Source organism: Mycobacterium sp. (assembly GCF_040398885.1).
Taxonomy (GTDB): Bacteria; Actinomycetota; Actinomycetes; order Mycobacteriales; family Mycobacteriaceae; genus Mycobacterium.
This window is the reverse complement of record NZ_JBBATF010000029.1, coordinates 1-20,046: the sequence shown is the minus strand read 5'-3', so window position 1 is coordinate 20,046 and position 20,046 is coordinate 1. Positions and strand designations below refer to the sequence as shown.

General features: G+C 69.7%; 13 protein-coding genes and 1 pseudogene. 5 read left to right on the top strand and 9 right to left on the bottom strand.

Features of this window, described 5'->3' with window-relative positions:
* Positions 1–95 precede the first annotated feature (95 nt).
* Positions 96–1,397: an adenosylmethionine--8-amino-7-oxononanoate transaminase gene (bioA, locus tag ADBZ5U_RS04720; protein WP_526262894.1), complete on the bottom strand. Its 1,302-nt coding sequence runs from the start codon at positions 1,395–1,397 to the stop codon at positions 96–98.
* A gap of 69 nt (positions 1,398–1,466) precedes the next feature.
* Here bioA and sucT point away from each other — a divergent pair, with 69 nt between their 5' ends.
* The 4 genes from sucT (at position 1,467) to treZ (ending at position 9,905) form a co-directional block, all read left to right on the top strand.
* Positions 1,467–3,626, top strand: coding sequence for an acetyltransferase SucT (gene sucT, locus ADBZ5U_RS04715; protein ID WP_526262884.1), 2,160 nt, complete (start codon positions 1,467–1,469; stop codon positions 3,624–3,626).
* A 65-nt stretch (positions 3,627–3,691) separates the two neighbouring features.
* Positions 3,692–5,830: a glycogen debranching protein GlgX gene (gene glgX / locus ADBZ5U_RS04710; protein WP_526262882.1), complete on the top strand. Its 2,139-nt coding sequence runs from the start codon at positions 3,692–3,694 to the stop codon at positions 5,828–5,830.
* A 15-nt stretch (positions 5,831–5,845) separates the two neighbouring features.
* Positions 5,846–8,149 (top strand): malto-oligosyltrehalose synthase, encoded by a 2,304-nt coding sequence (gene treY / locus ADBZ5U_RS04705; protein WP_526262880.1) that lies wholly within the window; start codon positions 5,846–5,848, stop codon positions 8,147–8,149.
* A complete protein-coding gene (gene treZ, locus ADBZ5U_RS04700; RefSeq protein WP_526262878.1) occupies positions 8,142–9,905 on the top strand; it encodes a malto-oligosyltrehalose trehalohydrolase in 1,764 nt (587 codons plus the stop codon). Before treY ends, treZ begins: the two co-directional genes overlap by 8 nt.
* Here the strand turns inward: treZ and ilvA are convergent.
* The gene (gene ilvA, locus ADBZ5U_RS04695; RefSeq protein WP_526262876.1) at positions 9,893–11,173 is read right to left on the bottom strand and encodes a threonine ammonia-lyase IlvA; all 1,281 of its coding nucleotides are present in this window, start codon (positions 11,171–11,173) and stop codon (positions 9,893–9,895) included. The genes treZ and ilvA overlap by 13 nt on opposite strands.
* Positions 11,174–11,202: 29 nt before the next feature.
* Positions 11,203–11,640, bottom strand: a complete 438-nt coding sequence (locus ADBZ5U_RS04690; protein WP_526262874.1) for a nitroreductase family deazaflavin-dependent oxidoreductase — start codon at positions 11,638–11,640, stop codon at positions 11,203–11,205.
* 696 nt (positions 11,641–12,336) lie between these two features.
* On the opposite strand from ADBZ5U_RS04690, the gene ADBZ5U_RS04685 reads away from it, so the two are divergent.
* Complete coding sequence (locus ADBZ5U_RS04685; RefSeq protein WP_526262872.1) at positions 12,337–12,789, top strand: hypothetical protein; 453 nt, start codon at positions 12,337–12,339, stop codon at positions 12,787–12,789.
* Between the two features lie 171 nt (positions 12,790–12,960).
* On the opposite strand, the pseudogene ADBZ5U_RS04680 reads toward ADBZ5U_RS04685, so the two are convergent.
* From ADBZ5U_RS04680 to lspA, 6 genes and pseudogenes are all read right to left on the bottom strand, one after another.
* Positions 12,961–13,250: pseudogene (locus ADBZ5U_RS04680) on the bottom strand (transposase); the annotation flags it as partial.
* A gap of 232 nt (positions 13,251–13,482) precedes the next feature.
* A complete protein-coding gene (dnaE, locus tag ADBZ5U_RS04675; RefSeq protein ID WP_526262870.1) occupies positions 13,483–17,043 on the bottom strand; it encodes a DNA polymerase III subunit alpha in 3,561 nt (1,186 codons plus the stop codon).
* A 63-nt stretch (positions 17,044–17,106) separates the two neighbouring features.
* On the bottom strand, positions 17,107–17,694 hold the full coding sequence (locus ADBZ5U_RS04670) for a SecDF P1 head subdomain-containing protein (protein WP_526262868.1): 588 nt from the start codon (positions 17,692–17,694) through the stop codon (positions 17,107–17,109).
* Positions 17,691–18,593, bottom strand: coding sequence for an EamA family transporter RarD (gene rarD / locus ADBZ5U_RS04665; protein WP_526262866.1), 903 nt, complete (start codon positions 18,591–18,593; stop codon positions 17,691–17,693). Before rarD ends, ADBZ5U_RS04670 begins: the two co-directional genes overlap by 4 nt.
* Positions 18,590–19,516: an RluA family pseudouridine synthase gene (locus tag ADBZ5U_RS04660; protein WP_526262864.1), complete on the bottom strand. Its 927-nt coding sequence runs from the start codon at positions 19,514–19,516 to the stop codon at positions 18,590–18,592. The genes rarD and ADBZ5U_RS04660 overlap by 4 nt, the downstream gene beginning before the upstream one ends.
* Positions 19,516–20,031 (bottom strand): signal peptidase II, encoded by a 516-nt coding sequence (gene lspA / locus ADBZ5U_RS04655; RefSeq protein ID WP_526262892.1) that lies wholly within the window; start codon positions 20,029–20,031, stop codon positions 19,516–19,518. Before lspA ends, ADBZ5U_RS04660 begins: the two co-directional genes overlap by 1 nt.
* Positions 20,032–20,046 lie beyond the last annotated feature (15 nt).

Genomic DNA, 20,046 nt, shown 5'->3' with positions numbered 1-20,046 from the left:
CGCGACCCCTAACCGACGGCGCGGGCCACCGCGACCCCTAACCGACGGCGCGGGCCACCGCGACCCCTAACCGACGGCGCGGGCGACCGCGACCCCTAACCGACGGCGCGGGCCACCGCGACCATCGCCGAGGTGATCTGGCCGACCTCGGCGTCGGTGCAGATGAACGGCGGCATGACGTAGATCAGGTTGCGGAACGGCCGCAGCCAGACCCCGTGGTCGAGTGCCACCGGGGTGGCGGTTCGCAGGTCGACGGGCCGGCGGGTCTCGATGACGCCGATCGCTCCGCACACCCGGACGTCGGCGACGCCGGGCAGGGCCCGGGCCGGTCGCAGGCCCGCGGCCAGGCCGGTGTTGATGGCCGCGACGCGGCCGCGCCAGTCGCCGCGCAACAGCAGTTCCACCGATGCCACCGCCACCGCGCAGGCCAGCGCGTTGGCCATGAAGGTCGGCCCGTGCATCAGCGCCCCGGCCTCCCCGCCGCTGATGCCCTCGGCGACGGCCCGGGTGCACAGGGTCGCGGCCAGCGTGAGGTAGCCGCCGGTCAGCGCCTTGCCGACGCACATTATGTCGGGGCTGACGCCGGCGTGGTCGGCGGCGAACAACTCCCCGGTGCGGCCGAAGCCGGTGGCGATCTCGTCGAAGATCAGCAGCACGTCGTTGCGGTCGCAGATGTCCCGCAGATCGGCCAGGTACCGCGGGTCGTGGAACCGCATCCCGCCGGCGCCCTGGACCACCGGTTCGACGATAACCGCGGCGAGTTCGTCTGCGTGACAACGCAATCGGTCCTCGAACGCGGTCACGTAGCCCGGGTCGTAATCAGCCGGCACCGGCGGTGCGAACACCTGCTCGGCCAGCACGTCGCGCCACAGCGTGTGCATACCGCCGTCGGGGTCGCAGACGCTCATCGGGGCGAAGGTGTCCCCGTGATACCCGCCGCGCCAGGTCATCAGCCGGTGCTTGCCGTAGCGGCCGGCGCCGCGCCAGAACTGCAGCGCCATCTTGACCGCCACCTCGACGGCAACCGACCCGGAGTCGGAGAAGAACACCGTGTCCAGACCGGCCGGGGTGACGTCGACCAGCAGTTGGGCCAGCCGGGCCGCCGGCTCGTGGGTCAGGCCGCCGAACATCACGTGGTTCATCGTCTGCAGTTGCCGGGTGACCGCGGCGTCCAGGACCGGGTGGCCGTGGCCGTGGACGGCGGTCCACCAGGACGCCATCGCGTCCAGGACACGGACCTCGGTCCCGTCCCGGACCACCGTCAGCCAGGCCCCCTTCGCCCCGGTGGCGACGACGGGTGCCACGGCCCCGGCGCCGACGGTGCTGTACGGGTGCCAGACGTGCGCGGCGTCGATGGCGCTGATCTGCTGCGGAGTCAACGCCGGCACGCTGAGCAGCGTACGCCCGGTCGATGGCCGCTCCGACGGAAGGAGACCAGGCCACGGGTTGATAGATTTGGCCCCGATATGGCCGCCCCCACCCTCACCCGGCCGGCGGAGTCCACCGACCCGGGTCCGATGACGTCTGCGCCGACCGACCCGGCTGCCGCACCGCCGGCCCGGGCGGCGCTGTACCGCCGTGACCTCGACGGTCTACGCGGTGTGGCGATCGCGTTGGTGGCGGTGTTCCACGTGTGGTTCGGCCGGGTGTCCGGCGGCGTCGACGTGTTCCTGGCGCTGTCCGGGTTCTTCTTCGGCAGTTCGCTGCTGCGCCGCGTCCTGACCCCGGGATCCTCGCTGTCCCCGGTGCCGACCATCGGGCGGCTGGCGCGGCGGCTGCTGCCGGCGCTCATCGTGGTGCTCAGCGCCGCCGGGGTGCTCACCGTGCTGGTTCAGCCCCAGACGCGGTGGGAGACCTTCGCCGACCAGAGCCTGGCCAGCCTGGGTTACTACCAGAACTGGGAACTGGCGGCGACGGCGTCGAACTACCGGCGCGCCGCAGAGGCGGTCTCGCCGCTGCAGCACATCTGGTCGATGTCGGTGCAGGGGCAGTTCTACATCGCCTTCCTGCTGCTGGTCCTCGGCGTCGCGGCGCTGCTGCGCAGCCGGCTGGGCGGCAGGCGGCTTCGGACGGTGTTCGTCGTGCTGATCGGCGCCCTCACCGTGGCGTCCTTCTGGTACGCCGTCGTCGCCCATCAGAGCGACCAGGTCAGCGCCTACTACAACAGCTTCGCCCGGGCCTGGGAACTGCTGCTCGGCGTTCTCGTCGGCGCGTTGCTCCCGGTCATCGGCTGGCCGAGGTGGCTGCGCACCGTGCTGGCGGTCCTGGGGTTGCTGACGATCCTGTCCTGCGGGGCGCTGATCGACGGCGTCAAGCAGTTCCCCGGCCCGTGGGCGCTGGTTCCGGTGGGCGCCACCGTGCTGCTGATCCTGGCCGGCGGCAATCTCGGTTCGCAGCGGCAACCGCTGCCCAACCGCCTGCTGGCGACCCGCCCGTTGGTGCGACTCGGGGCGATGGCGTACTCGCTGTACCTGTGGCACTGGCCGCTGCTGATCTTCTGGCTGGCCTACACCGGCGGGGCGCACGCGAGCTTCTGGGACGGACTGGCCATCCTGCTGGTGTCGGGGTTGTTGGCCTACCTCACCATGCGATTCGTCGAGGAACCCCTGCGCGAGCGCAGGCCGGCGCCGACCGGCGCCTCCCGGCCGTCCCGACTGCGCCGCCCGGCGATCGTGGGCTCCACCGTGGTCGTGCTCCTCGGGGTGGCGCTGACGACGACGTCTTTCGCCTGGCGCACGCACGTGACCGACATGCGCGCCGACGGCAGGGAACTGGCCGGTCTGGCGCCGGACGGCTACCCGGGGGCGCGGGCGCTGATCGACGGCGCCAAGGTGCCGGACCTGCCGTTCCGGCCCACCGTTCTGGAGGCCCGCGACGACGTTCCGGAGTCCACCAGCGACGGTTGCATCAGCGACTTCGACAACATCGGGATCATCAACTGCAGCTACGGCGATCCCTCGGCGACCCGCACCATCGCCCTGGCCGGCGGCTCGCACGCCGAGCATTGGATCACCGCGCTGGACGCCCTGGGCAGGGAGCACCACTTCAAGGTGGTCACCTACCTGAAGATGGGTTGCCCGCTGACCACCGAGCCGAACCCGCTGGTGATGGGAGACAACCGCCCGTACCCCAAGTGCCGTCAGTGGAACGAGCGGGTGATGGACAAACTGATCCGCGACCGCCCGGACTTCGTGTTCACCACGTCCACCCGCCCGTGGAACGTCAAGCCGGGTGACACCATGCCGGCCAGCTACATCGGAATCTGGCAGACCCTGTCGGAGCACCGGATTCCCGTCCTGGCGATGCGCGACACCCCGTGGCTGGTGCGCAACGGCAAGCCGTTCATGCCGACGGACTGCCTGGCCGACGGCGGGGACGCGGTGTCCTGCGGGATCAGACGCTCACGGGTGCTCGCCGGCACCAACCCGACGCTGGACTTCGTCGGCAGGTTCCCCTTGATGAAGGTCCTCGACATGAGCGACGCGGTGTGCCGTGCGGACTTCTGCCGCGCCATCGAGGGAAATGTGCTGGTGTACCACGACGCCCATCACCTCTCGGCCACCTACATGCGCACCATGACCCCCGAACTGGGCCGCCAGATCGGTGAGGCCACCGGCTGGTGGTGACCGGCCGCGGAATCGAAGGCGCGCGACGGCCCACCGTTTCGGCCCGGCGTCGATAGGGTCGTCCCATGCCGCCGAGCCCTCCGACCAACGTCTGGCCCGGCACCCCCTACCCGCTGGGCGCCACCTACGACGGCGCCGGCACCAACTTCTCGGTGTTCTCCGAGGTGGCCGAGAACGTCGAACTGTGCCTGATCGGCGAGGGCAACGTCGAGACCCGCATCCGACTGGAGGAGGTCGACGGGTTCGTCTGGCACGCCTACCTGCCCGGCATCTCCCCGGGGCAGCGCTACGGATTCCGGGTGCACGGCCCGTGGGACCCGTGGGCCGGGCAACGCTGCGACCCCAGCAAGCTGCTGCTGGACCCCTACGGCAAGTCCTTCCACGGCGACTTCGATTTCACCCAGGCGCTGTACTCCTACGACCTGGGGGCGGCCGATCCCGCCTCGGGGGGCACTCCGCCGATGGTGGACTCGCTGGGCCACACGATGACCAGTGTGGTGATCAACCCGTTCTTCCAGTGGGGCTCGGACCACGCACCGCGGGTGCCCTACCACGAAACGATCATCTACGAGGCCCACGTCAAGGGCCTGACACAGACCCATCCGCACGTCCCCGAGGAGTTGCGCGGCACCTACGCCGGCCTGGCGCACCCCGCCGTGATCGACCACCTCAAGTCACTCAACGTCACCGCGATCGAACTCATGCCGGTTCATCAGTTCATGAACGACAAGCGGCTGCTCGACCTGGGACTGCGAAACTACTGGGGCTACAACACTTTCGGGTTCTTCGCACCGCACCACCAGTACGCGGCCAACAAGCGCGCCGGCGGCGAGATCGGCGAGTTCAAGAACATGGTGCGCACCTTCCACGAAGCCGGCATCGAAGTCATCCTCGACGTGGTCTACAACCACACCGCCGAGGCCGACCACCTCGGCCCGACGGTGAACTTCCGCGGCATCGACAACGCCGCCTACTACCGCCTGCTCGATTCCGATCCGCGGCACTACAAGGACTTCACCGGAACCGGCAACAGCCTCAACGTCCGCCACCCGCACACCCTGCAACTCATCATGGATTCGTTGCGGTACTGGGTGCTGGACATGCACGTCGACGGGTTCCGCTTCGACCTGGCCGCCACGCTGGCCCGGGAGTTCTACGACGTGGACCGGCTGTCGGCCTTCTTCGACATCATCCAGCAGGATCCGGTGATCAGTCAGGTCAAGCTCATCGCCGAACCGTGGGACATCGGCGAGGGCGGCTACCAGGTGGGCAACTTCCCCGGCCTGTGGACCGAGTGGAACGGCAAGTACCGCGACACCGTGCGCGACTACTGGCGCGGTGAACCGGCGGCACTGGGCGAGTTCGCCTCCCGCCTGACCGGTTCCGCCGATCTCTACGAGGCCACCGGACGGCGGCCCATCGCCAGCATCAACTTCGTCACCTGCCACGACGGCTTCACCCTGGCCGACCTGGTGTCCTACAACCACAAGCACAACGACGCCAACGGCGAGGACAACCGCGACGGCGAGAACCACAACCGGTCGTGGAACTGCGGGGTGGAGGGCCCCACCGAAGACCCGGAGATCGTCGAACTGAGACACCGGCAGATGCGCAACATCATGGCCACCCTGATGCTGTCCCAGGGCACTCCGATGATCAGCCACGGCGACGAGGTGGGACGCACCCAGCGCGGCAACAACAACGGCTACTGCCAGGACAACGAGATCACCTGGATCGACTGGGGCGCGGCGGACCAGTACGAAGACATGCTGGAGTTCACCCGCAGGGTGACCGCACTGCGGGTCAAACACCCGGTGTTCCGGCGCCGGCGCTTCTTCGACGGCCGACCGTCCCAGAGTCCCCATCGCATGCGCGACATCTACTGGCTGACCCGCAACGGTGTCGAGATGACCGCCGATGACTGGCACTCCGGCATCAAGTCGGTGGCGGTGGGCCTCAACGGGGAGGCACTGCGCGAACCCGACGCCCGCGGCGGGCGCATCGTCGACGACTCGTTCCTGCTGTGCTTCAACGCCCACGCCTACCCGGTGGACTTCGTCATGCCCGAAACCCCCTACGCCCGCCGGTGGCAGGGGGTCATCGACACCTTCGCCCGCCGGGGCGCCGCCGAGCAGCAGGTGGCGGCCGGGGAGACCCTCACCGTCCAGGGCCGGTCGGTGGTCGTGCTTCGAAAGACCGGCTAGCGGGAACAGGCAGCTATGCCCACCCCGGTGCTGTCCACCTACCGCCTGCAACTGCGCGGCAGCGACGGCGACCATCCCGGATTCACCTTCGCCGACGCCGAGAGGCTGCTGGATTACCTCGCCGAACTCGGCGTCACCCACCTCTACCTGTCCCCGGTGCTGACCGCCGCGCCGGGCTCGGCCCACGGCTACGACGTCACCGACCCGACCACCGTCTCGGCCTCCCTCGGCGGCCCCGAGGGCCTGGCGGCGCTGTCGGGGGCGGCCCGGGCACGCGGGCTGGGCCTGGTCGTCGACATCGTGCCCAACCACCTGGGGGTGGGCATCCCCGAGCACAACCGGTGGTGGTGGGACGTGCTGCGACTCGGCCGGGACTCCCGTCACGCGCGGTTCTTCGACATCGACTGGTCCGCGGACCCCGACGGCCGGATCATCCTTCCCCTGCTGGGCGCCGCGGAGGACCTCGATCGGCTCACCGTCGACGCCGACATGCTGCGGATCCACGGAATCAGGCTGCCGACCGCTCCCGGCACCGCCGCGGACGGCGCCGCGGCGTCGGTGATCCACGACCGGCAGCACTACCGCCTGGTGGACTGGCACGCCGGGGTGTGCGGGTACCGCCGGTTCTTCGCCGTCAACACCCTGGCCGGGATCCGCCAGGAGGATCCGGCGGTGTTCGCCGAAACCCACGCCGAGGTGGCCCGCTGGTTCGGCGAGGGCCTGGTCGACGGCGTGCGGGTCGACCACCCCGACGGGCTGACCGACCCGCCCGGCTACCTGGATCGGCTGCGGGAGCTGGCCGGGCCGGGCGCGTGGATCGTCATCGAGAAGATCCTGTCCCCGGGCGAGCCGCTGGACCCCGCACTGCCGATCCAGGGCAGCACCGGCTACGACGTCCTGCGCGAGGTGGGCGGGGTGCTCGTCGACCCGTCCGGGGCCGACGCACTGGGAGCGCTGGCCGCCTCGGCCGGGGTGTCCTACCCGGAGACCCGGGAATCGTTGCGGCAGCTGAAGATCCGGACCGCACACGAGCTGCTCGGCAGTGAACTGGCCCGGCTGTGCCGTGTGATCGAGCGGACCACCGGCAGCAGTCATCCGCTGCTGCCCGACGCCGTGGCCGCGCTGCTCGCCGCCGTCGGGGTCTACCGCTGCGACTATCGGGCGCTGTCGCAGCTTCTCGGCGCGGCGATGGCGACGACCGCGGCGGGCGACCCGAAACTGACCGAGCCGCTGGCCCTCGTCGCCGCGGCGATCACCGAACCGGAACCGGCCGCGCGACTGCAACAGCTGTGCGGGGCGATGACCGCCAAATCCGTCGAGGACTGCCACTTCTACCGCGACACCAGACTGGTCTCGCTCAACGAGGTGGGCGGCGAACCGTACCGGTTCGGTGTCAGCGCCGCGGAGTTCCACCGCGGCGCGGCCGTGCGGGCGCGATTGTGGCCGGCCACCATGAGCTCGCTGTCCACCCACGACACCAAGCGCGGCGAGGATGTGCGCGCCCGCATCGGCGTGCTCTCCCAGGTGCCCGGGCTGTGGTCGGAAACGGTCGCGCGGTGGGAGACGGCCGCGCCCTCCCCCGATCCGCAGACCGGATTGTTCCTGTGGCAGAACATCTTCGGGGTGTGGCCGGCCGACGGTCAGGTCACCGGCGCGCTGCGGCGGCGGCTGCACCGCTACGCCGAGAAGGCGGTCCGGGAAGCCGGACTGCGAACCTCGTGGACCCAGCCGGACCGGCGGTTCGAACATGCGGTGCACGCCTGGCTCGACGCCGTGCTGGACGGCCCCGCCGCCGGCGGGCTGACCGAACTGGTCGCCCGGCTGCTGCCGCACGCCCACAGCGACGCGATGGCCCAGAAGATGCTCGCACTGACCGTTCCCGGGATTCCGGACGTCTACCAGGGCACCGAACTGTGGGAGGACAGCCTCGTCGACCCGGACAATCGCCGGCCGGTCGACCACGCCGGACTGCGGGCGGCACTGTCCCGCATGGAGCATCCGAAGATGCGGGTGGTGGCCGCCGCCCTCGCGGCTCGCCGCGACCGGCCGCAGACGTTCCTGGCGGGCGGCTACCGGCCGGTGCTGGCATCCGGCCCGGCCGCCGAGCATCTGCTGGCCTTCCGCCGCGGTGACGATGTGCTGGTCGCGGTCACTCGCTGGACCGTCCGGCTCGCCGAAACCAGCTGGGGGACAACGATGCTCGAGTTGCCGCCGGGCGTCTGGACCGACCGGTTGAGCGGCGGCCGGCACGACGGCCCGGCGCCGGCGGCCGACCTGTTCGCAGGGCTGCCGGTGATCCTGCTGGAACGAGATGACTGATTTCGCGGTGTGGGCGCCGCTGCCGCGGCGGGTCCGCCTCGACGTCGAGGGCGCGGTGCACCCGATGACCCGCGCCGACGACGGGTGGTGGCGCGCCGCGGTGGAGTGCGAACCGGACGCCCGGTACGGCTTCGTCCTCGACGACGACGCGGGTGTGCTGCCCGATCCGCGGTCGCCCCGCCAGCCCGACGGCGTGCACGAGCGCTCCCAACTCTGGGACCCGCGCCGGGCGCGGTGGACCGACGGCGGGTGGCCGGGCCGCTCGGTCGAGGGCGCGGTGATCTACGAACTGCACGTCGGCACCTTCACCCCGGAGGGCACCTTCGACGCGGCGATCGGAAAACTGGACCACCTGGTGCACCTCGGGGTCGACGTCGTCGAACTGATGCCGGTCAACGCCTTCAACGGCACCCACGGCTGGGGCTACGACGGCGTGTTGTGGTTCGCGGTGCACGAACCCTACGGCGGCCCGGACGGATTGGTGCGACTGGTCGACGCCTGTCACGCCCGCGGCCTGGGCGTGCTGATCGACGCGGTGTTCAACCACTTCGGCCCGTCCGGGAACTACCTGCCCCGGTTCGGGCCGTACCTGTCGGCGGCGGCCAACCCGTGGGGCGAGGGCGTCAACCTCTCCGGGCCGGGCGCCGACGAGGTCCGCCGCCACATCCTCGACTGCGCGCTGCGCTGGATGCGCGACTTCCACGCCGACGGCCTGCGACTGGACGCGGTGCACGCCCTGGCCGACGACACCGCCATCCACATCCTCGAGGAGTTGGCCGTTGAGACCGACGCACTCTCGGCGGTTCTCGGCCGGCCGCTGTCGCTGGTCGCCGAGAGCGACCTCAACGACCCGAAGCTGATCACCCCTCGCGACCGCGGCGGCTACGGCCTGACCGCGCAGTGGGACGACGACGTCCACCACGCCATCCACGGTGCGGTCTCCGGCGAACGCCAGGGCTATTACCGCGATTTCGGTTCGATGGCCGCGCTGGCGACCACCCTGCGCCACGGCTACTTCCACGCCGGCACCTATTCGTCGTTCCGGGGGCGCCGGCACGGCCGGCCACTGGACACCACGCTGATTCCCGCCACCCGGCTGATGGCCTACACCTGCACCCACGACCAGGTCGGCAACCGGGCCGCCGGCGACCGTCCGGCCCAGAACCTCGACAGCGGCCAACTCGCCGTCAAAGTGGCGCTCGCCCTCGGATCCCCCTACACCGCAATGCTTTTCATGGGCGAGGAGTGGGGGTCCACCCGGCCGTTCCAGTTCTTCAGCTCCCATCCCGAACCGGAACTGGCCCGCGCCACCGCCGAGGGCCGCAAGTCCGAGTTCGCCGAACACGGCTGGGACGCCGACTCCGTACCCGACCCGCAGGACCCGCAGACGTTCCTACGCTCCAAACTCGACTGGACCGAACCGCACGAACCCGGCCACGCGGAACTGTTGCGGTTCTACCGCGCGCTGATCCGGTTGCGCCACGACGAACCCGACATGGCCGACCCGTGGCTGCCCCATCTGGCCGTCGACTTCGACGAGTCGCAACGCTGGATCGTGATGCGCCGCGGCCGGATCGCCATCGCCTGCAACCTCGGTGCCGATGCGGTGTGCGTGAATGCCGCCGGGGAGGTGATCCTGGCCTGGGGCGACCCGGAGGTCAGGGACACATGCACCCGCCTGCCGGCCCATTCGGTGGCGGTGCTGCGCACGGCTGTGGATCGCGGCGGCCGGCCCGCCGGGCCTCAGGTCAGATAGCGGTACGCCGGGGAGCCCGGCTCCAGCGCCTCGACGTGCAGGCCCGAGGCCGCCATCCGGGCGCGCAGACCCTCGTAGCCGGCGGCCGAACCGAGTTCGATGCCGACCAGCGCCTCGCCGGTCTCCCGGTTGTTGCGCTTGACGTACTCGAACAGGGTGATGTCGTCGTTCGGGCCGAGCACCTCGTCGAGGAAGCGGCGCAGCGCACCGGGCTCCTGCGGGAAGTCGACCAGGAAGTAGTGCTTGAGGCCGAGGTGAACCAGGGACCGCTCCAGCACCTCCCCGTAGCGCGACACATCGTTGTTGCCGCCCGAGATCAGGCACACCACCGTCGATCCCGGCGCGATGTCGGCCTCCAGCAGCCCGGCGACCGACAGCGCCCCGGCGGGCTCGGCGATGATGCCCTCGTTCTGATACAGGTCGAGCATCGCGGTGCACACCGCGCCCTCCTCGACGGTGGTCACCGAGACCATGTCCCCCGCCGCCGCCAGCGCCTGATAGGTCAGCGCCCCGGCCCGTTTGACCGCCGCCCCGTCGACGAACTGGTCGACCGCCTCCAGCGTCACCGGCCCGCCCGCGGCCAGCGCGGCGATCATCGAGGCCGCCCCGGCGGGTTCGACACCGAGCACCGAGGTGGCCGAGGTGCGTTCGGCCAGATAGGTGGTGATGCCGGCGATGCACCCGCCGCCGCCGACGCCGAGGATCACCAGGTCCGGCTCGGCGTCGAGCTGGTCGAGGATCTCCACCGCGATGGTGCCCTGCCCGGCCATGGTGCGGGGGTCGTCATAGGGCGGGACGATGGTCGCGCCGGTGCGGGCGGCGTCGGCGAGGGCGGCGTCGGCGGCGTCGTCGTAGGAGGCCCCGCCGACGATCAGTTCGATGAAGTCCCCGCCGTGGTAGCGGATGCGGTCGCGCTTCTGCTTGGGCGTCTTGGCCGGCACGTAGACCCGGCCGTGCACCTTCAGCGCCCGGCAGGCCAGTGCGAAGCCCTGGGCGTGGTTGCCGGCCGAGGAGCACACCACCCCGGCCCGCAACTGATCGCCGGTGAGTTGCTTGAGAAGGTTGTAGGCGCCGCGGATCTTGTAGGACCGCACGCTCTGCAGGTCTTCGCGCTTGAGGTAGACCTCGGCTCCGGTGATCGCCGAGAGCCGGTCACTGTGCTCGAGCGGAGTCCGCGCGACGACCTCGGCGATGCGCCGGGCGGCCTCGTCGACGTCGGCCGCGGACAGCGGCGACGCGAGGCGGCTCTGACTCAACTCGGCGGACACCGGTCAATGGTGCCACCGCCACGGGGAAATCAGTGAATCGGGGTCAACACGAACACCGGGATCCGGCGATCGGTTTTACGCTGGTAGTCGGCGTAGTCGGGCCAGACGTGGACGGCGCGTTCCCACCACAGGTCCCGCTCCTCGCCGAACACCTCGCGGGCCTCGTAGTCTCCGGTCCGGGTGCCGTCCTGCAGTTCCACCCGGGGGTGCCTCTTGACGTTGTGGTACCAGACCGGGTTCCTGGGCGCCCCGCCGAGGGAGGCGACGACGGCGTATTCGCCGTCGTGCTCGACCCGCATCAGCGGCGTCTTGCGGATCTTGCCGGACCTGGCGCCGAGGGTGGTCAGCAGGACGACCGGCTTGCCTTTGAGTTCGGTTCCCTCGGTGCCGCCCGAGGCCATGTACAACTCGGCGTTCTCGCGGGCCCAGTCGGAGGTGCTCGGTTCGTAGTCTCCGGTCAACGGCATGTAGGCAGACTAAGAGTTGATTCGTAAGTGTGCGAGCTTGGCGTTCCAGATGTAGGCGACGGCTCGGGCGGCGAGGTTGATCGCTGGATCAGTATCTAGAAGTTGCGCAGAGCACTCCGGTGTCGATAGTCCCCGAGTTGGTCGCGGCATGGGCGGATGACGAGAGCCGCGTCCGCTGGGAGGGTATGGGCGATCCGGCGAACGTGATGTGGTCTACATTGGTGACAGCCGAACTCCGGCAGCGCCGGCGTTGCGCTTCGTCACTGTCGTCCCCTGGGAGGTGCAAGCTCCATGCCGGGCACAGCTTCCCCAAGGATCGGCGTGCACGTGGCCGGCTGCGCGGTAGCGCTCGGCCTCGGCGCGGCCATCGCCGGCTGGGGCGCGACAGAAGCGTCCGCCGACACCGGCCGACCCGACTCCGGCTCCCGCACCGCGACCCAGTCCGCTCCTCGCGAAGCCCAGACTGGCTCCCCTACCGGCCGTACCGGGCCGACGGCACGTCGGACGGGTAACGAACGGTCGGCGACCACGGTGCCGCGCAGGCGGGCTCCATCGGTGACGGCCGCCAGAGCTCGCGGCGACCGCCCGGCGGCCACGGTGTCGAACCCCGCCATCGCGCCGGGTGCGCAGTCGCCGGCAGGTCCGCGCCAACGACGGGTGACGATTCTCAAGAACACCCATATCGGTCTTCCGCCCATGATCGATCCATTCGTGCGCTCGGTGTCCGGATCGGCGACGTTCACCCCTGACACGGTCTACGACCTCAACGACGACGATCAATACGACTGGAACAAGCTGACCGGAATCGGCTTCAGCATCCCGGCTAACGTCGAGGCCACCATGGTCGCCTGGCGCTGGAACGTGCAGGCTCAGACCTTCGAGGTGGCACCGGCTTTCAACGTCGCCGATAAAAGGGTGCTTCCGTCGGACGACGAGATCATCAGGGTTCCGGCCGGCGACTCGTTCGCGTTCGCGGTGGACTACGCCGGGGTGACGATCAGCCACGGGGCTCAGACGGTCTACAAGGCTTCCCCTCCGGACCTGAAGGCCGGCGGGTTCTCGTTTCGCATGTGGCCATGGTTCGGCGGCAACCGCGTGTCGCCGAAGACGCTGTCCTTCTACCTCGGCGTCAGGTCTGCGCGTCGCTGAACCCCCGGCCGTCCGGCCGCGGGGCGACGGGTCCCGGTAACAGCCTGTGGCTCAGCAGCGCAGGTTGCCGGGCACGATCCGCTCGACGAGATAACCAACGTAGACGTCTGCCGGGCCCAGCCTGGTGATCCTCACCTATCCGGATTTGATGCTCCTATTGCTGTCAAGGCCTCAGGCGGCTGCTAGCCATTGTCGGTAGTTGTCGACGAGAGCGTCATCGCGTTGTAGTCCGCGTTCGAGGCGAGAGATGACGGTGGGCCAGACTCCGAAGTGTTGTGCAACGTGTGTTTGTCAGCCGACATGCGGACCAAGGCAATGCGGTGCAGGGCGTTGTTGGCCGCTCGGTCGCCGCCGCGGGAGAGTCTGTGCCGTTGGGTCTTTCCCGAGGATGCCGGTACCGGTGCGGTGCCGCACAGCGCGGCGAAGGACGCCTCGCTGGGTAGCCGCTCGGGGTTGCCGCCGGGTTCAGGACTGACCCGCCGGTGCGAACCGACAGCCGTCAGGTCTCCTCGACGCCAAGCCATTTGTGCTTGATCAGGTCGAAGTCGCCGCTCTCGCGGATGGACAGCACTTTCAGACCCGAGTAGCGGATGTATGGCGCCGGCTTTGTGCGACTGCCGGCATTCCTCCGGGCATCCGGCCGCCCGAAAGGCGGCCTGGGGCGACAGCGCAACCCGCCGGCCAACGGCCGGCCTAGCCGCCCAGGCACCCCGGGCCGAGCAGGGCCTTGAGGTCGCCCATCAGCGCCGAGGACGGCGTCACCCGCAGCGACTGGTCCAACTCCAGGGTGGTGATCCGGTCGCCGCTGATCAGCCGCAGGTGCACCTGGGAGGTGCCGGGATGCCGGGACAGCACCTGCTTGAGGGCGGTCACCTTGTCCAGGGTGCACTGGCGGGTGGGCAGGCTGACCGCCAGCGGCCGGTTCGGCTGGGCGTTCGAGAAGTCCGGCACCACAAGGTCATTGGCCAGCAAGGTGACCCGGTCGTCCTGGACGCGGACCTTGCCGCCCACCAGCACCACGGCGTCGTCGGCGATCTCCGCGCCGAACAGCGAGTAGGTCTGGGGGAAGAACATCACCTCGATGCCCCCGGTCAGATCCTCCAATTGGGCTGAGGCCCAGGGCATCCCGCTCTTGTTGACCCTGCGGTTCACCGAGGCCAGTATCCCGCCGACCCGCACCTGGGTGTCGTTGGCGACGTCGCCGTCCAGGATGGCCGGAATCGCGGTGTCCACCTGGGCGGACAGCAGGTGCGCGATGCCGTTGAGCGGGTGCCCGGAGACGTACAGGCCGAGCATCTCGCGCTCCAGTGCGAGCTTGTGCTTGTCGTCCCACTCCTCGTCGGGAACCCTGATGGTGAAGGCTGAATCGCCGGCGCCGGCGCCGGCGCCGTATCCGTCGCCGCCGCCGAAGAGGTCGAACTGCCCCATCGCCTCGGCCTTCTTGGTGCCCAGCACCGACTCGACGGCGTCGCTGTGCACCAGGAACAGCCCCTTGCGGGGGTGCCCCAGGGAGTCGAACGCCCCGGCCTTGACCAGCGACTCGGTGACCTTCTTGTTGCAGGCGCCGACGTCGATCTTGTTGAGGTAGTCGGAGAAGTCGGTGAACTTGCCCTTGGCGGTGCGGGTCGCGATCAGCGAACCGACGACGTTGGCGCCGACGTTGCGCACCGCGCCCAGACCGAAGCGGATGTCGGCGCCCACCGAGGCGAAGTTCAGTTCCGACTCGTTGACGTCCGGTGGCAGCACGGTGATGCCCAGTTTGCGGCAGTCGGCCAGGTACACCGCAGCCTTGTCCTTGTCGTCGCCCACCGAGGTGAGCAGGCCGGCCATGTACTCCCCCGGATAGTTGGCCTTCAGGTACGCCGTCCAGTACGACACCAGCCCGTAGCCGGCCGCGTGGGACTTGTTGAACGCGTAGTCGGCGAACGGCAGGATGGTGTCCCACAGCACCTTGATGGCGCCGGCGGAGAATCCGTTGGCCTTCATCCCGTCGGCAAAGCCCTCGTACTCCTTGTCGAGCACGTCGCGCTTCTTCTTGCCCATCGCCTTGCGCAGGATGTCCGCTCGGGCCAGCGAGTAGCCGGCAACCTTCTGCGCGATGCGCATGATCTGTTCCTGGTAGACGATCAGGCCGTAGGTCTCGGCGAGAATGTCTGCCAGAGGCTCGGCCAACTCCGGGTGGATCGGCTTGATGGCCTGACGGCCGTTCTTGCGGTCGGCGTAGTCGTTGTGGGCGTTGACGCCCATCGGCCCCGGCCGGTACAGCGCCAGCACGGCGACGATGTCGGCGAACCCGGTCGGCTGCATCCGGCGCAGCAGGTCGCGCATCGGTCCGCCGTCGAGCTGGAAGACGCCGAGAGTGTCTCCGCGGGAGAGCAATTCGTAGGTGGCCGGGTCATCCAGGGTCAGCGACTCGAGTTCCAGGTCGACGCCGCGGTTGGCTTTGATGTTCTCGATCGCGTCACCGATGATGGTCAGGTTGCGCAGGCCCAGGAAGTCCATCTTCAGCAGGCCGATGTCCTCACACGACGGGTAGTCCCAGCCGGTGATGATCGCGCCGTCCTGGGGGCGGCGCCACAGCGGGATCGTCTCGATCAGCGGCTCGGAACTCATGATCACCGCGCACGCGTGCACGCTGGCGTTGCGGACCAGGCCCTCCAGCCCGCGGGCGGTCTCATAGATGGTGCGTACATCGGGGTCGGTGTCGATCAGCCCGCGAACCTCGGCGGCCTCCTTGTACCGCTCGTGGGTCGGGTCGGTGATACCCGACAGCGGGATGTCCTTGGCCATGATCGCCGGCGGCAGCGCCTTGGTGATCCGGTCGGCGATGGCGAAACCGGGCTGGCCGTAGTGCACCCGGGCGGCGTCCTTGAGGGCGGCCTTGGTCTTGATGGTGCCGAAGGTGATCACCTGCGCCACCCGGTCGCTGCCGTACTTGTCGGCGGCGTAGCGCACCATCTCCCCGCGGCGGCGGTCGTCGAAGTCGATGTCGATGTCGGGCATCGAGGCGCGCTCGGGGTTGAGGAAGCGTTCGAACAGCAGGCCGTGCTCGATCGGGTCGATGTCGGTGATCCGCAGCGCGTAGGCCACCAGTGACCCGGCCGCCGAACCCCGGCCCGGCCCGACCCGGATGTCCACCGAGCGGGCGTAGCCGATCAGGTCGGCCACGATCAGGAAGTACGACGGGTAGCCCTTGTCGCAGATGACGCCGATCTCGTAGGCGGCACGCTCGACGTACTCGGCCGGCACGCCGTCGGGGAATCGGCGGGCCAGGCCGGCGTCGACCTCGTGGCGCAGCCAGCTGCCCTGGGTGTGACCATCGGGAACGCCGAAAACCGGCATCCGGTCCCGGGGGGTCCACACGTCGGCGTAGGACCCCACCCGTTCGGCGATGAGCAGGGTGGAGTCGCAGGCCTGCGGGATCTCGGCGTCCCACAGCGCGCGCATCTCGGCGGCGGACTTCAGGTAGTAGCCGTCGCCGTCGAACTTGAACCGGTTCGGGTCCGACAGCGTCTTGCCGGTCTGCACGCACAGCAGCGCCTCGTGGCTGTGCGCGGCCTCGCGGGTGACGTAGTGGCAGTCGTTGGTGGCCAGGGCCGGGATACCCAGCTTGCGGCCGACCTCCAGCAGCCCGTCCCGGACCCGCCGCTCGATGGACAGGCCGTGGTCCATCAGTTCCAGGAAGTAGTTGTCCGCACCGAAGATCTCCCGCCACCTGGCGGCCGATTCCATCGCCTCGTCGACCTGGCCGAGCCGCAACCGGGTCTGCACCTCCCCCGACGGGCAGCCGGTGGTGGCGATGATGCCCCGGGCGTGCTCGGCGATGATCTCGGCGTCCATCCGGTTCCACTTGCCCAGCTGACCCTCGAAGGATGCCAGCGAGGACAGCTTGAACAGGTTGCGCAGGCCGGTGGAGTTCTCGGCGACCATGGTCAGGTGGGTGTAGGACCCGCTGCCGGAGACGTCGTCGCCCTTCTGGCTGGGGTCGCCCCACAGGATCCGGCGGGTGTCGAAACGGGAACCCGGCGCCACGTACGCCTCGACGCCGATGATCGGCTTGATGCCGACCTTGTTGGCGGCGTGGAAGAACTCGCTGGCCCCGTACATGTTGCCGTGGTCGGTCATGCCGATGGCCGGCATCTCCAGCCGCTGCGCCTCGGCCAGCATGGGCGTGATCTTGGCGGCCCCGTCGAGCATCGAGTACTCGGTGTGGTTGTGCAGGTGCACGAAGCCCCGCCCGCTGTTGATCGCCATAGGCCCGTCAGTTTAGGGCCGGGCCACGACGCCCTTCGGCGTGTCGTGCCGTCGTGTCCCGGGTCAGGTCTGGTCGCGCAGCATGCCCGCGATCTGCTTGGCCTGTTCGGCGGTCAGATCACCGGACAACTGGAGCACCTGGCCGTCGATCGGGGCGACGATCTTGGGGCCCCACACCACCGTCCCGCCCCGCACGAAGGCCACCTGCCTGCCCACCTGGCCGGCGGTGAACTTGCCGAACTCCTCGGCCGACTCGTTGGTCATGGTCATCTGCACCAGTTGCACCCCGGTCAGCGGGTTGAGGAACGAGTCGACGTTGGTCAACTGGACCCTCAGGGCCTCGGGCTGGAGTTCGTAGACCGCCGTCTTGTTGATGTCGCAGATCCGCATCGGCTGATCGGGGGGCACCGGGTCGGGTGGCGGGCACTGATCGGGCGTGGTGACGAACGCGCTGACCACCGGGCGCACCGGCAGCGGCTTGATGGTCAGCGGCGGCTTGGTCGTGGTCGTCGTCACCGGCGTCTCGGCACTGTTGCCGTCGAACTTCCACGCCAGCAGCGTGCCCGCGATCGGCACGATGATCGCCACCGCCGACAACGCCGCCATGACGGCGATCAAGATCTTGCGGTTCAGTCCCTTGCGCTGGCTCATGATGCCTGCAAGCTACCCGTGCGACGGCGGTACGCGCGAGCCAACGCGTCGGCGCTGAAAACCGCCAGGGCCGTCCAGATCAGCGCGAAACCCAGCCAACGGACCGGCGGCATCGGTTCGTGATCGACCAGCACACCCCAGACCATCTGCATGGACGGGGTCAGAAACTGCAGCAGACCCAACGTCACCAGCGGAAGCCGCTGGGCGGCGGCGGCGAAACAGAGCAGCGGGATCGCCGTGACCGGCCCGCACAGCACCATCAGCGCGGTGTGGGCCGGCCCGTGGTTGACGAAGTCGGCGTCTCCGCTGATCTGGATGAACACCAGATAGGCCAGCGCGAACGGCGCGGCGATGGCCGTCTCGACCCCGACGCTGACCCGCGGGTCGGTGGGCACCACCTTCTTGACCGCCCCGTACAGGCCGAAGGACAGCGCCAGGCCGATCGCGATCAGCGGCGGGCCGCCGACGCCCGTGGACAGCAACACCACCGCCGCCGCGGCGAGAAGCACCGCGCCGAGTTGGACCGGGTTGAGCCGCTCCCCGAACAGCGCCACTCCGAGCACCACGCTGACCAGTGGGTTGATGAAGTAGCCCAGGGCGGCGTCGACGACCTGTGCCGAGTTGACCGCCCAGATGTAGATCAGCCAGTTCGTCGAGATCAGCGCCGAGGCGGCGGTCAGCAGCAGCCAGGAGCGGCCGGTGATCCTCCGCAGATCACCCAGGCGCCCGACGAGCGCCAGCAGGATCGCCATCAGCAGCCCGGTCCACACCACCCGGTGGGCCAGCACCTCCGGGGATCCGGCCGGGGCGAGCAGGTTGAAGAACGCCGGGAAGACGCCCCACAGCCCGTACGCCGCCAGTCCGTAGAGCAGTCCGCTGACGTCCGCCGGGGCGCTCACGAATCGGCGCGCAGCACATCCAGCGCGTGCTGCAGGTCGCCCGGATACCGGCTGGTGATCTCGATGCGGCGGCCGTCGGCGGGGTGCGCGAAGGCCAGCGAGCAGGCGTGCAGCCACTGCCGCTCCAGGCCCAGCCGTTTGGCCAGCACCGGGTCGGCGCCGTAGGTCAGGTCACCGACGCAGGGATGGTGCAGCGCGGCGAAATGCACCCGGATCTGGTGGGTGCGTCCGGTTTCCAGGTGGATGTCGAGCAGGCTGGCGGCCCGGAACATCTCCAGGGTGTCGTAGTGGGTGATGCTGTGCCGCCCGTTCTCGGTGACGGCGAACTTCCAGTCGTGGCCGCGGTGCCGTCCGATCGGCGCGTCGATCGTTCCGCTGGAGGGATCCGGATGTCCTTGCACCACAGCGTGATACCGCTTGTCGACGGTGCGCTGCTTGAACGCCCGCTTGAGCACCGTGTAGGCCCGTTCGGACAGCGCGACCACCATGACGCCGGAGGTGCCGACGTCGAGTCGCTGCACGATGCCCTGCCGTTCGTGGATCCCGGAGGTGCTGACCCGGAAGCCGGCCGCGGCCAGTCCGCCCAGCACCGTGGGGCCGTGCCAGCCCACCGTCGCGTGCGCCGCCACCCCGGGCGGCTTGTCGACGGCGACGATGTCGTCGTCGGCGTACAGGATCGTCATGCCCTCGACGTCGACGGGCGTGTTCTCCACCGGGGCAGGCGGTTCCGGCAGTGTGACGGTCAGCCACGCCCCGGCTTCCAGCCGATCGGACTTGCCGGCCGGCACTCCGTCGAGGAGCACCCCGCCTTCCTCGGCGACCGCCGCCACCGCGGTTCGGGAGAGGCCCAGCAGCCTGGCCACACCGGCATCCACCCGCATACCGGCCAGGCCCTCGGGCACCGGCATGGACCGCTCGGCCATCAGGCCGGCTCGCTCCCGGTCTCGCGCCGGTGCGGACTGTCGAAGTCGTAGCCGAAGATCGAAAGGCCCACCAGCAGCATCGCCCCGCCGACCACCGCGGGGTCGGCGACGTTGAACACCGGCCACCAGCCGACGGACAGGAAGTCCACCACGTGCCCGCGCAGCGGGCCCGGCGACCGGAAGAACCGGTCCACCAGGTTGCCCAGCGCCCCGCCGAGGATCATCCCGAGCCCGACCGCCCACCAGGGCGACACCAGCCGGCGGCCCATCCAGACGATGCCGACCACCACCCCGATGGCCACCAGGGTGAGCACCCAGGTGTATCCGGTGGCCATCGAGAAGGCGGCACCGGAGTTGCGGACCAGGGTCCAGGTGACGGTGTCGCCGATGATCGGCACCGGCTGGCCGGGCGTCAGGTATCGCACCGCCAGGACCTTAGTGACGACGTCCACTGCCAGCACCGTGGCGGCCACCGTCAGCAGCAGTCGGAGCCGACGGCGCGGCGGTGCGGCGATCTGCGCGCCGCCGTC